We start from the raw sequence: 13,933 nt of genomic DNA on the forward strand, positions 1-13,933 counted from the left end.
TTAGGTTAGTTAATAGTTGATATTAGGATGATTTAAAGATTTTTTACATATATAGTACTGTCATTTTTTTCTATTTGAATTGGATATATTTGTTTAAGAACCTTTAGAACTTCGTCTATACTATTGTTCGAAAAGTTGGCATTTAATTTTTTAGCATTAGCCATTTCTGCGAGTAAAACAACTTTCACTTTGTAATAGTCACTCAGCTGCTTACAAACTTCTTCTAAGGGCATATCCACAAACTGAAGCTCATGTGTTAGCCAACTAGTTGAATTCAGACCATTTTCTTTACTTAGTAGATTCTTGTTCAAATCATAAGTAAGTGCCTCGCCGGCACTAAGGATAGATGACTCACTTTTAGTATTAGGTGTAAACATTACCCTCCCCGTTTTTACAGAAAGGTTTATTTTATCAATGGTATAATTAATATTAAATGAGGTTCCAAGAACTTTGACCACAGAGTTGTTTATGCTAACCTGAAATGGGTGCTTCGCATCTTTTGTTACCTTGAAGAAAGCCTGGCCACGAACTAAAACAACAGGTCGGATGTCTTCCTTAAACTTTTGTGGATAACGAACCGTAGTATTTTCGGCCAGATATACTCTTGAGCCATCTGCAAGTACGACTGAATCTATTACCCCGGCTGTTGTCTCCTTAATCAGAAACTCTGTCTTGCCTTGTTCAATCAAATACCAGGTTGATATTCCTGCTACTAATAGAACGGCAGCAGCTGTACTTAACCAGCCATACAACTTTCTTGATTTCCCAATGGCAGTTAAGCCCATTTTTGCTTTTAAGTTTCTCACAGAACGCTGCTCATCCAACGCATATAAAGAAGTAGTTCGAGCAGAAAGTTCCCAAAGCCTTTTTATATCCTGATACTCCTTCTCTCGGTCAACAGATAAGCTTCTCATACGATCAACCTCTTCCAGTAAATCCTGGTTTTCCGGGTCATTTAAATGCCTCAGGACAATATCTTGAAATCTTGATTGATGATCCATGTATGCTCCTTTTATACAATGACAAATAACGGAGCTAAAACCCCTAGTCCTTTTTTAGAAAAAAATAATTATTTGATATTTATTTTTTAGGACTGTACGGATTAGTACAAGAAGGTACTTAAAATAGATAAATAACGAGGTTTACTAATTTGTGAAGCACCATTCGCATGGTTTAAAACACGGAATCTTAAGACTTTCAAAGCATGCCCCATGTGATTTTCGACCGTCTTTTCAGAAATATTAAGATTTAAAGCAATCTCTCTATACTTCATTTTCTCAAGTCTGCTTAATTTAAACACCTCACGACATTTTTCGGGCAACAATTCAATCTCCTTATAAAGCAAAACAATCATTTCATTTTCCTCATCAAGATCATCGATCTTTTCAGTTGAAAGACTATCAGCAATCTTTAAATGGTGTTTCTCGAGACTCTTTTCTCTATTTAAATGGTTGATTGAAGAATTTGTTGTACTTCTGTATAAATATCCTTTTATAGAATCTATGTTTAAAAGGAGCTCTTTATCTTCCCAAATCTTTAAAAAAATATTCTGAACAATTTCTTCAGCAACAGGAATACTTTTTACATACTTTTCAGACACTAATATTAGTTTCTTAAAATTATCCAGATAGAACTCAGTAAAAACATCTGTATCTCCCCCCTCAATTAATAACAGTAAGTCTTTTCCGGTAATTATTGATGCTAACCTATTAGGTGTTCCCATATCAAAATACTGCAGTAGTGAGTCGTTAAATACTAAAGTACAATTTATACCGGTACTAACTAAATCAAAACAGATAAAAAAAAGGAACCCTAAGCTTCAATTTAAAAAATTACTTAAATTAAAAAAGTTGTAACTCTAAAGGAACTAGTGCAGGTAATAAGGAGAAATCATTAAGTACACAATCACACCGGTCACAGCAACATACAGCCACAATGGGAAGGTTATTTTTGCTATCTTTTTATGTCTGTCAAAACGCTCTGCAAGAGCACGAACATAAGTTATCAATACCATTGGTATAATAGCAATAGACAAGAGGATATGTGTTAATAGGATAAAAAAGTAGATGTATCTGATCGTACCTTCTCCTCCAAACTTAGTTGAAGGTGTAGTCATGTGATAAGCAATATACATCAATAGAAATAAGATTGAACAGCCAATAGCACATTTCATTAAGGTCTCATGTAGCTTTAGCTTTCCGTTCTTTACAGCTATAACTGCTATAACAAGCAAAATTGCTGTGCAGCCATTTATAGTAGCATAAATCGGCGGTAAAAATGGTAATGGTGTAGCGTTAGGAATCTTAACAAAAAATAAGACGGCTACTGCCACAGGAATAATTATAGAGAGCAATATGATCCATTTATTGTATTTCTGCTCAATTGAGCTTTTGTTATCCATCATATCATATACAGACTAACGTCCATCATTATTGTTTCTTAATTCTTCTATGATCAGTACCTTGATCTCGTCATCTAATTTCGACAAGTCTTCATTACTGGTAGCTTCATAGTAGCCGCGGATACGGTGTTGGTAGTCGAGTAAAACAAACATGTTGCTGTACACAAACTTCTGTTCAGTACCTGCCTTTTCTTTATGCGCATCAATGCGCAAACCTTTATTAACAAGGTTGTAAATAGTTGTACTATCTCCTGTTAACAGATCCCATTTTCCAGCTTTAGCACCTATATTATCTGCATAGGTTTTTAATACTTCCGGGTTATCATTTTCCGGATCAATTGTAAGCCCGATAAAATTAACCACATTGTTCTTTTTATAATGATTCTCCAGATCCTTCATCGCCTTATTGGCAATCTGAACGGCTTCTGTGTTACCTTTGGTGTAAAAAAGATTAATAACCTGAATTTTTCCAGTATAGCTTTCCAGACTAACAGTATCTCCTTTCTGATTTACCAGTTTGAAGTTGTCAGGTTTATGATAAATAGTATCAGGTATTTGCTCTCCTCTAACGGAATGGACAGTAGAAGCGACTTTTTTAGGGCCAAAAATGGCAAGTGGCTTATACCTATTTTTGCCCTCTTCTTTAAGTATATTATATAAAAATCCTGGTAACGCTAAAATGGTTACCAGGATTAATATTTTTTTTATTGAAGAACCCTTCATTAAACTAGCGGCATGTGAAGATGCAAAAAGTCTCCCTCAATTAGCATCAATACAATAAAGTACACAATGAAAAGGAAAACTATTGACACAGATAGTATGAGTCCAACCTTTTCATATTTTAAGTGCATAAAGTATGCAATGATGTAATAAGCCTTAAATAGAGTTAATATGATATAAACATAGTTTCCAATATGCTGACTCATATGTCCAGCTGGAATTGCCCAAAGAGCAATGATAAACTCAACTACTGTAAGTGCTAGCAGAATAAAAAACACCTGCCATATTTTCTTTTTACCTAATCCTCCGTGATCGCCATGTGCATGTTCGCCATGAGCGTGATCTGTATGTAATTCCGACATAATATTATCCTTATATAATTAAACCAAGTAGAAGAAGGTGAATACGAATACCCATACTAAATCCACAAAGTGCCAGTATAAGCCTACCTTTTCTACCATTAAGTAATGACCGCGTTTTTCAAAAGTTCCATTAACAACCATACACAGAAGGATGATATTAATAACTACGCCCGTAAATACGTGGAAACCGTGGAATCCTGTAATTGTGAAGAACAAGTTAGAAAATTGCAATGCAGATACCTCTGATACCTCACCAGTAAATAAATGTTTTAAAGTCTCCATTGGAGGTATTTTACCCCAGCTAAATCCTTCATGGAACAAGTGCGTCCATTCTGCTGCCTGACAACCAAGAAACATAAAACCACCGATAATAGTAGCTACCATCCACCAGGTTACTTCTTTCTTAGATCTTCTATGACCAGCCTCGACAGCCAGTACCATAGTTACCGAGCTCATGATCAGGATGAACGTCATAATTCCCACAAATACGAGTGGGTAGCCGCCTTCAGCTAAACCTGGAACCGATTGAAAAACCAGATCCGGATCTGGCCAGGTAAATTTACTAAAGCGCTGCGCACCATAATAAACCAACAATGAAGAGAATGTGAATGCATCAGAAACCAGAAAAAACCACATCATTATTTTGCCGTACTCTACCGACCACGGCGAGCGGCCACCACTCCAGGGAGTGGTTTTTACCTGATCTAATTGTGATAATGAACTCATTTTTGTAAATAGTAATAGTTTGTTAAAAATTCTAACTGTTCAAAAGTAAAAAAACATAAAGATATATCCACAATATATCTATAAAATGCCAAAATATAGAGGCAATATCCATCCGGAATGTGTTCCTCTCTAACGAAATCCCTTTATAAGCCCCAAATAAGCTACTTAATATAAAGCCTAAACCAAGGAAGATATGTAAAAGGTGCATTCCTGAAACTACATAAATCATAGAAATAGCAGCATTGTTGTTCACAAATGCAGCACCAGTATTAAATAATGTTCCCCAGGCATCAACCTGCAGATAACAGAAAGTGGTACCTAGCAACAATGTACCCCAAAGCAGCATTTTCTGCTGGCCAATGTTTGCGTTCTTCAATGCCTTTTTCGCCATGAATAAACATAAGCTACTCAGCAATAAAATTGCAGTACTGTATATAAATACATCAGGCAATACAATACCATGCCCTTTGCCCTTGGATGCGGCAAACACGATATAATAACTTGTAAAGCCACCAAACATAATTGTTGATGAAACTACAAATAACCAAACCACAAACTTTCGGGGCTTAGCATTAAAAGCCACATCCATCTTTAAACCCTCTTCTTTTAATGTGTGTACCATTTAAAAAATTATTTAGCTATAAAATCAAATAACAAAACTAACTGGACCAATGGCAGGTAAAAAAATGAGCAAAACATCACCTTTCTGGCACTGTCCAAATCCATCTTCACCAACAACTTAAATCCTAGCCAGGCAAAAATTAATCCTGCCAACAATGAAACCCCTGCGATGTAATAACCACCGAAGCCATAGAAAGTCGGTAGTAAACTAACAGGAATCAATATTAAAGTACTTAAAAATGTGATGAAAGCACTTACCTTATCACGTTTAGTAGTAGGCAGAAGTCTAAATCCAGCCTTTTTATAATCATCATCCAATACCCAGGCAATAGACCAAAAATGAGGAAACTGCCAAACAAATTGAATCAAAAACAAAATAACGGCTATCTGATCAATTTTACCATGAGCAGCCACATATCCAATCAATGGAGGCAAAGCCCCAGGAATTGCACCTACAAATACAGCAATTGGAGACTTACGCTTCATTGGCGTATAAGCAAAGGCATAAAGAAAAATAGAGAATACCGATAATAAACCTGTTTCAATATTTAATCTTCCTAATAAATAGGTACCTAACAACCCCATAACCAGTCCAGAAACTAAACCCTGACCAGTGGTCATATGCCCAGCTGGCATGGGACGATCTTTAGTCCTCGTCATCAATTTATCGAGATCCACTTCAATCACTTCATTAAAGCAATTTGCAGCAGACGTTACTAAAAAACCACCTATAATCAGAATTATCCAGTTAGTCCAATTAATTCCAGGAATAACCCCTTCTATAGGCACCTGTGAGCCAATCAAAAAAGTAACTGACGCAGAGAACACTACCAGGAACGTTAACCTGAATTTTATGAGCTTAGAGAAATCTGAGAAAAACCTTTTCAATTTTTTTATAAATTAATTCTGTTGGTTGTAAGTACTTGATCTGTAAACCAACAAATACAGATAGTATTGTAGACTAAATAAAACAGTTGAAAACAAAATATGCATAGCCTGTGCATAAGGTGGAAGCGCAAAGTTAGACAATATTAAGCCTGTTGCAATCTGAATAATTAAAACTATTCCAATACTATTACCAATGCTTAATGCTACAGTCTTTCCGTTAAATCTATCTTTCACAATTTTATAAATTATGATATTTATAACCAGTACCAAAAGTGCCAGATCGCGATGATAAGAAAACATATCTCCTACTTTCGAAACCCATGTATTCCGTCCGCTATACATCATCTGTTTTGAAATCGAATCAATAGCTTCACGAACTTCAGTACCTATTACGATTTGTATAGTACTCAAAACAATCGATCCAAAGATTAATACCTTAAGCCATACCAACTGTCCCATTACAACAGTAGGTTGTTGATCAAGTTGTTTTGCATAATTATAGGTATATACCAAAATACCTAATATGACCAATGCCAAAAGCATGTGTACCGTAACGATCCAAGGCATTAAATTTGTCGAAACAACTATAGAGCCTAACCACGCTTGAAAGCCAACTGTAATAACGTTTAAAATACTAAGAACAGGAATTCTTATCGCTCTTTTCTTATATCTAAATGCAGAAACGGCTAAAGCTAGTAAGAAAAACCCCGTAATTGCTCCCATTAACCTGTTTATATATTCAGTCCAGGTTTTTGCTACATTAAATGTTTCAGGTTGAAGTATAGATTCATCATGTCTGATGCTATCTGCCAAATGTCCTTTACCCATTTTTTCCAGGGTTTTAGCAAAGCGTTCATTTTTTGCAACACGTTCCGCAACATATTTTTCTTTATAATCAGCAGGAAGCTGAGAAGCATGTGTCGGTGGTATGTATTGCCCAAAACACTTAGGCCAATCTGGACAGCCCATACCTGAACCCGTACTACGTACAACTCCACCTGCTAATATGACAAGTAAGGTTACAACTATTGTAATAAGGTTTAGCTTGATAAATCTATTTTCAGATTTAAGAACCATGGTATGTGATAGATTAAAAAAAATGAGGTATCTGTGGTAAGTATTCACTTACTGCAGATACCTCATTGTATTAGATACTATATATTAGTCTAATTTTGACGCATCAGCAGGAGGGTTTTTAGATTCCCATTCCTTTTGTATACGTTCAGACTCAACATTACCTTCAAAATCATGAGGCATGTTAGAACTCATTGTTTGCGAGAAAGGAACTGTCTGAGGGATGAAATCCTGCTCTGCTCCTGGCTTGCTATAATCGTATGGCCAACGGTATACCGTAGGAATTTCTCCTGGCCAGTTACCATGTATACGTTCTACTGGTGTAGTCCACTCTAAAGTATTAGCCTCCCAAGGATTTTGCGATGAAACCTTACCTTTAAAGATAGAATAGAAGAAGTTGAATAAGAAAGCAACTTGAGCTAATCCTGCGATAATCGCAGCCCATGTAACCAAGATATTTACAGTAACCCATTTCTGCATAAACTCAAACTCAGTAAATGCGTAGTAACGACGTGGCACACCATCAAGACCTAAAAAGTGTAATGGGAAGAATACCAAATAAGCACAAATAAAGGTAATCCAGAAGTGTAGATAACCTAATTTATTACTCATCAATCTTCCAAACATTTTAGGGAAATAATGATAAACACCCGCAAGCATACCAAAAATAGCTGCCGATCCCATTACAAGGTGGAAGTGAGCAATTACGAAGTATGTATCATGCAAGGTAATATCCAATGATGCGTTACCTAACCAGATACCAGTTAAACCACCTGAGATAAAGAAAGAAACCATTCCGATAGCAAACAACATAGCTGGTGTAAATCGGATATTTCCTCTCCATAAAGTAGCCAACCAGTTAAAGGTTTTAACCGCTGAAGGAACAGCAATAATCAACGTGGTAATCATAAACACACCACCCAGTAATGGGTTCATACCCGTTACAAACATATGGTGACCCCAAACGATAAATGAAAGAACAGTAATACCAATCAATGAATAAATCATCGCATGGTAACCGAAAATAGGTTTTCTAGAGTTCACAGACATGATCTCTGAAGACAATCCCATCGCTGGCATAATTACAATGTACACCTCAGGGTGTCCAAGGAACCAGAATAAGTGTTGCCATAAAATTGGAGACCCACCTTCGTTAGGAAGAATCTGCGTACCCATCACGATATCTGAAAGATAGAAACTTGTACCGAAACTTCTATCGAAGATTAACAATACAACACCAGCTACCAATACAGGGAAAGACAAAATACCTAAAACTGCAGTTAAGAAGAATGCCCAGATTGTCAATGGCATTTTCCAAAGATCCATACCTTTAGTACGCATGTTTAATATTGTACTCACATAGTTGATACCGCCCATTAACGAGGAAGCAACAAAAAGGATCATACTGATTAACCACAAAGTCATACCTAAACCAGATCCGGAAATCGCTGTTGGTAAAGCTGATAAAGGAGGATAAACCGTCCAGCCAGCACTTGCAGGTCCTGTCTGTATAAAGAATGAACCCATCATGATTACACAAGCAGCAAAGAAAAACCAGTAAGAAAGCATGTTCAGGAATGGCGAAGCCATATCCCTTGCACCAATCTGAAGTGGAATTAATAAATTACTAAATGTACCACTCAATCCAGCTGTTAATACAAAGAATACCATAATGGTACCATGTATAGTTACAAGTGCAAGATAAAAGTCTGGCTTTATACGTCCGCCTTCAGCCCACTTTCCTAAGAAAGTCTCCAAAATAGGGAATTCCTTATCTGGCCATGCAAGTTGTAAACGAAACAAGATTGACAAGCCCATTGCAATAACAGCCATAATAATACCTGTTATCAGGAATTGCTTGGCGATCATCTTGTGATCCTGACTAAAGACATACTTCGTTAAGAAGGTCTCTTTGTGATGCCCATGATCATCATGGTTATCGTGGTTATGTGTATCGTGTAATGATATAGTTGACATAATGTGCTATTCCAGTATTATTAATTATTTAAAGCTAATTGTTTTGTTTTAACCGCTGAAGTATCCTTTGCTGCAGAATCTGCAGGTACAGTAACAGCTGCAGAACTAACAGGTATGTTAAATTCTTTTCTCAAATCATCAGTTAAATAAGTTGGCTGCTCTTTTAACCAAGCCTCATACTCTTCCATAGAAACAACTTTAACTTCTTTTTGCATTTTATAGTGACCGTCTCCACAGATCTTGTTACATAAAAATAAATATTTAAATGTTGGATCATTGGTTTTAGCTTTCATCTCCTCTGTTGTGATCGTTGGAGTAAACTCAAAGTAGGAAGTCATACCAGGTACAGTATTCAATTGTACTCTAAAGTGCGGCATGTAAAAACTATGAATTACATCTTTACTACCTAATATTAAACGCACTGGTTTACCAATTGGAATTACCATTTCATCTGCCGATTGGTCATCAAAAGCGTTTTTATCTTTGAAATCGATACCAATTCCATTTGTAGCAGTAATTAATTTAAAGTTTTTATTACCTACAACGCCATCTGCTCCAGCATAACGAATAGACCATGCAAACTGTGAAGAAATCACTTCAATATTGATAGGCTTATTATTAGGATCCTCGATTTTAAAGAAAATTGATCTCCAGGTAAGGAATCCCATTAATACCAATACTGTTAAAGCCAATGCTGGTACAATTGTCCAGATACGCTCAATAGTATTGTTATGAGGATAGTAGTATGCTTTTCTTTTCTTATTATATCTATATATATAAGTAAAAACAAATAAAATAATATGCGTTAAAATAAACACGATAGTAGTCATGATCAACGTCACGTTGAACATCTGATCAATTTTCTTACCATGCTCTGATGCTGCCTCAGGTAAGATCATTTTACCATGAACTGTATATTCCCAATATACCCCATATAAACCTACGATAAGGAACAATGCAAAAAGCACAGCGTTAACCGTATTCCAGTTAATACCTTTAGGTTTGTCCTGAGCCTCACGGGTCAATTCATATACCTTTAATGCTTTTCCAATTATTGCTATGAACAAGCATAGCAGTAAAAATGCCAGGGTATAAAATATTGCCGTTTTATAAACCGGCCCCATATCTACGGGCTTTGTAGCGGCCTCAGCGGCTGCAGCTTGTGCAAATACGCTGGTGCTTGCAAATGCAGATAAGATTACTGCTAGTGCCGCTATTGATTTGTTACTTATAAATTTTCTTAAACTCATTTCCTTAAAAGTAGTAACGCTGTACTTCTATTATATTATTATTTTTTATTCTCTATAAAAATCACCGGACTACAAATGGTGATTTAAACTTTCTTGTAAAAATGGATGATTCTTAGGAATCAAAGGTTTTTTACTTAGAGCAGTTAATACTGTAAAAGTAAACAATCCTACAAAACCTACTGCAGTACCAATCTCGATGAAACCAAAAGCATGGTGTTCTTCAACTGTACCTGGCATAATCATCTGGTAATAATCAACCCAGTGTCCACATAAAACAACGATGGATACCGTCAATAATATGTTCTCCTGTCTCTTGTTATCCCTGTCCATTAACAGTAATACCGGAGCTAAAAAGTTCAATACAAGGTTCAGGTAAAACCAGAACTCATAGTGTTCAAATCTTTTGTAGAAGTAAACTGTCTCTTCCGGCATATTTGCATAGTAAATCAAAAGGAACTGTGCGAACCATACATAAGTCCAGAATATAGAAAATCCGAAGATAAACTGACCCAAGTTGTGTAAGTGACTATTATTTACCCAGCTCATGTAACCTGCTTTTCTTAACAGGATCAACATGATGGCAATAATTGCCAAACTACATACCCACATTGCTGCGAAGTTATACCAACCAAACATAGTTGAGAACCAGTGTGCTTCTAATGACATCACTGTATCGAATGCAAAGATTGGAGTAGTAAATCCGTAAATTACAAGGAAGATACAAGAGTATTTAAAGCTCTTTCTATAAGAGTTTAAACCACCTTCTAAATCTTCATTATTAGACAACTTAGCTAAATACATAGCAAAGAAGCTATAGATTGCTAAAAATACAATCTGGCGGCCCATAAAGAACGGTACGTTCAAGAAGGCAGATTTACCATCGATTAATTTATCATAGTTAGGGCTGTTTGGATCAGTTAATCCATCAGCATGCCAGTGGTGATACAAATTGTGAGTATACAAACCTGCTCCCATTACTATAAGCAAAATGATTACCGCTATAGGTAACACTTTAGCCATAGCCTCAGGTACCCTTAAAATTGACGCAGACCAACCAGCCTGTGCAACGAATTGAACAGCCAGGAAGAATGCTCCTGACATACAAACACAAGCAAAGTAATAAGCCATCAGCAAAAGATTAGCAAAAGTACGCTCATGAAGCGCCTTAGCTGAAAAACCATAACCTATAGCCGCTAAACCGATTACAATAGCGATTATACTTAAAGTTTTAGCTTTGCCTGTAAACTCAAACTGCTCAGTTAAATTATAATTGTGAGTTCCCATCTATTATTCTTTTCTATTGTATTTGTTGTAATTGTTGAACATACATCACTACTTTCCATCTTTCTTCTGGAGATAGTTGAGAGGCATGTGATCCCATATTATTTAGACCATACATAATTGTATGATAAATTTTTCCCCCTGTTAAGTCTTTCATCAGACCACCACGAGAAGAAGCTGCATCGCCATGATATGAAGGAATTCCACTAACCTTTTCGATTTTTACCAGGTGACCTTGACCATCACCTTTTTCTCCATGACATGGAGCACAAAATACAGTGAAATAATGTTTTCCTGACTCCAGGTTCGCTTCTGTTAATGCAAGTGGGTTAACTAACGCACTTGATGCCTCATAACCTTCTTTAGTATTTGGAAGATCATACTTATCAAACCCTACCGGTACAGTATGTGCTGGAGGTGTCTGAGCAGTTTGTCCTTTAAAACTCTTCAAATCTTCATTTGTAGTAGAAAGCGGTTGGTCCGGGTTAGGAGCAAGCGGATCATACATGTTCCTTGCGTATTCTAAACCTGTGCTTCTTTTATCCTTGCATGCTGAAAATATAACAGTTCCAGCAAGAATACAAAATGAGGCTACAACTATTTTACTCTTATTCATAGCTAACATATTTCCTTTCATTATGCTTTACTTCCAAAGCACCAGCTTCCTTTAATAATTCATCAATCTTACTGTGCTCTGTATTTTCTTTTGCATCAATTGCAATAACAAACCTATCGTCAGTTGCTCTTAAGTCCATTACTCTAGGTGCTCTTCCCGGAAATAAGTGAGTCGATGCATAATAAGAACCAACCAGGCCAAAAGCACAAAATAAAATAGTTAGCTCAAAAGTAATTGGAATAAAATCCGCTAAAGGAAAGTGAGGCTTACCACCGATATTAATTGGCCAGTCTACAACTGTCGCGAAATATACAAATGAAAGCATGGTACATGTTCCAGTTATTCCAAAAAAGAAAGCTGCAATATCCAATCTTGAACGCTTAACTCCTAGTTTGGCTTCTATGCCGTGAATAGGCATTGGCGTATAAACATCATGTATTTTAATGTTGTTTTCCTGCAATTTATCGATGCCATGCATCATTTCATCAGGATCACCAAAACTGCCTAAAATATATTTGATATTATTCATTGTTATATTTTTGCGTAATCTTCTTGTTTAACACTATCAAATTTCTCTAACGACTCTACATATTCTGATACGTGGGTCGGATCAAGATGACCTTCTTTTATCTGTCTCATTTTCTCTTGCTCACTTGCGCTCTTCAGCAACAATTTAACCTCTGCAATTGCAATTGAAGGCAATACCCTTAAGAACAATAAGAACAAAGTAAAGAACAAACCAATTGAACCAACAAACACACTCACGTCAACCCATGATGGATAGAACATTGCCCAACTTGAAGGAACATAATCGCGGTGTAATGAAGTTACAATAATTACAAAACGCTCAAACCACATACCGATGTTTACTACAATAGATAAAATCCAGGTAGCAGCGATGCTGGTACGAATCTTTTTGAACCACAACAACTGCGGTGAGATTACGTTACAAGTCATCATCATCCAGTATGCCCACCAGTAAGGACCAGTTGAACGGTTGATAAATGCATATTGCTCATATTCAGAACCTGAATACCATGCAATGAAAAACTCAGTTAAATAAGCCACACCCACGATCGATCCTGTTAAGATGATGATCTTATTCATCGACTCAATGTGGAACATAGTGATGTAGTTCTCAAGACCTAATACTTTACGCGCAACCAATAATAAGGTTAACACCATCGCAAATCCTGAGAAGATCGCCCCAGCCACGAAATAAGGAGGGAAGATTGTTGTGTGCCATCCCGGAATAACCGAGGTAGCAAAGTCCATGGATACAATTGTGTGTACAGAAAGTACTAGTGGTGTAGAAATACCAGCTAAGATTAAACATACAGCCTCAAAACGCTGCCATGTTTTCACATTTCCTGTCCATCCGAATGATAAGATAGAATAAATTCTGCGTTTTGTACCTGTTGCACGGTCACGGATAGTCGCGATATCAGGTAACAGACCTGTATACCAGAATAAAAGTGATACCGAGAAGTAAGTAGAGATCGCAAACATATCCCATACTAATGGTGAGTTAAAGTTAACCCATAATGATCCGAACTGATTTGGTAATGGAAGTACCCAGTAAGCTAACCAAGGTCTACCCATGTGAGATACTACGTACGTCGCCGCACAAATAACAGCGAAAATCGTCATCGCCTCTGCAGAACGGTTGATGGAGTTACGCCAGTTCTGACGGAAGAGTAATAGTACTGCAGAAATCAATGTTCCTGCGTGACCAATACCAACCCACCATACGAAACCGGTGATGTCCCAAGCCCATCCTACTGTTTTATTTAATCCCCAAGCACCGATACCAAACCAGAAGGTGTAACTAACAGCTACCACCCAAAGTAAAGCTCCACACAATGCTACGATAAATCCTATCCACCAAGCCTTATTCGGCTTATTTTCAACCGGCATTAAAATATCATCCGTAATCTTAGCATACGTGATATCATTACCGGTGATTAGTGGTTCTCTTAATATTGATTCGTTATGTCCTGACATAATTTATATTTCT

The 13,933-nt window shown here is 36.7% G+C and carries 15 protein-coding genes; all 15 read right to left on the reverse strand.

Annotated elements, in window-relative coordinates; genetic code table 11:
• Positions 1–32 precede the first annotated feature (32 nt).
• Positions 33–1,001, reverse strand: coding sequence for a FecR family protein (locus WC623_RS03110; protein WP_372848051.1), 969 nt, complete (start codon positions 999–1,001; stop codon positions 33–35).
• Between the two features lie 101 nt (positions 1,002–1,102).
• The gene (locus WC623_RS03115) at positions 1,103–1,723 is read right to left on the reverse strand and encodes an RNA polymerase sigma-70 factor (RefSeq protein ID WP_372848052.1); all 621 of its coding nucleotides are present in this window, start codon (positions 1,721–1,723) and stop codon (positions 1,103–1,105) included.
• A 144-nt stretch (positions 1,724–1,867) separates the two neighbouring features.
• Positions 1,868–2,404 carry a DUF420 domain-containing protein gene (locus tag WC623_RS03120; RefSeq protein WP_372848053.1) on the reverse strand — a complete coding sequence of 179 codons (537 nt, stop codon included), beginning with the start codon at positions 2,402–2,404 and terminating at the stop codon, positions 1,868–1,870.
• 12 nt (positions 2,405–2,416) lie between these two features.
• Positions 2,417–3,124 carry an SCO family protein gene (locus tag WC623_RS03125; RefSeq protein WP_372848054.1) on the reverse strand — a complete coding sequence of 236 codons (708 nt, stop codon included), beginning with the start codon at positions 3,122–3,124 and terminating at the stop codon, positions 2,417–2,419.
• Entirely contained in the window at positions 3,124–3,483 is a 360-nt protein-coding gene (locus tag WC623_RS03130; protein WP_372848055.1) for a cytochrome C oxidase subunit IV family protein, read from the reverse strand. The genes WC623_RS03125 and WC623_RS03130 overlap by 1 nt, the downstream gene beginning before the upstream one ends.
• An 18-nt stretch (positions 3,484–3,501) precedes the next feature.
• The gene (locus WC623_RS03135) at positions 3,502–4,209 is read right to left on the reverse strand and encodes a cytochrome c oxidase subunit 3 (RefSeq protein WP_372848056.1); all 708 of its coding nucleotides are present in this window, start codon (positions 4,207–4,209) and stop codon (positions 3,502–3,504) included.
• Positions 4,210–4,240: 31 nt separating this feature from the next.
• Positions 4,241–4,831: a heme-copper oxidase subunit III gene (locus WC623_RS03140; RefSeq protein ID WP_372848057.1), complete on the reverse strand. Its 591-nt coding sequence runs from the start codon at positions 4,829–4,831 to the stop codon at positions 4,241–4,243.
• Between the two features lie 8 nt (positions 4,832–4,839).
• On the reverse strand, positions 4,840–5,718 hold the full coding sequence (cyoE, locus tag WC623_RS03145; RefSeq protein WP_372848058.1) for a heme o synthase: 879 nt from the start codon (positions 5,716–5,718) through the stop codon (positions 4,840–4,842).
• A gap of 12 nt (positions 5,719–5,730) precedes the next feature.
• On the reverse strand, positions 5,731–6,795 hold the full coding sequence (locus tag WC623_RS03150) for a heme A synthase (protein ID WP_372848059.1): 1,065 nt from the start codon (positions 6,793–6,795) through the stop codon (positions 5,731–5,733).
• 84 nt (positions 6,796–6,879) lie between these two features.
• Positions 6,880–8,769: a cbb3-type cytochrome c oxidase subunit I gene (locus tag WC623_RS03155; RefSeq protein WP_372848060.1), complete on the reverse strand. Its 1,890-nt coding sequence runs from the start codon at positions 8,767–8,769 to the stop codon at positions 6,880–6,882.
• A gap of 20 nt (positions 8,770–8,789) precedes the next feature.
• Positions 8,790–10,019, reverse strand: coding sequence for a cytochrome c oxidase subunit II (locus WC623_RS03160; protein WP_372848061.1), 1,230 nt, complete (start codon positions 10,017–10,019; stop codon positions 8,790–8,792).
• A gap of 69 nt (positions 10,020–10,088) precedes the next feature.
• The gene (locus WC623_RS03165) at positions 10,089–11,303 is read right to left on the reverse strand and encodes a quinol:cytochrome C oxidoreductase (protein ID WP_372848062.1); all 1,215 of its coding nucleotides are present in this window, start codon (positions 11,301–11,303) and stop codon (positions 10,089–10,091) included.
• 13 nt (positions 11,304–11,316) lie between these two features.
• Positions 11,317–11,916 carry a cytochrome c gene (locus WC623_RS03170; protein WP_372848063.1) on the reverse strand — a complete coding sequence of 200 codons (600 nt, stop codon included), beginning with the start codon at positions 11,914–11,916 and terminating at the stop codon, positions 11,317–11,319.
• Positions 11,909–12,445 (reverse strand): DUF3341 domain-containing protein, encoded by a 537-nt coding sequence (locus WC623_RS03175; protein WP_372848064.1) that lies wholly within the window; start codon positions 12,443–12,445, stop codon positions 11,909–11,911. The genes WC623_RS03170 and WC623_RS03175 overlap by 8 nt, the downstream gene beginning before the upstream one ends.
• Positions 12,446–12,447: 2 nt before the next feature.
• Complete coding sequence (gene nrfD / locus WC623_RS03180) at positions 12,448–13,920, reverse strand: NrfD/PsrC family molybdoenzyme membrane anchor subunit (RefSeq protein WP_372848065.1); 1,473 nt, start codon at positions 13,918–13,920, stop codon at positions 12,448–12,450.
• Positions 13,921–13,933: the final 13 nt, after the last annotated feature.

It is taken from the genome of Pedobacter sp., assembly GCF_041645105.1.
GTDB lineage: Bacteria > Bacteroidota > Bacteroidia > Sphingobacteriales > Sphingobacteriaceae > Pedobacter.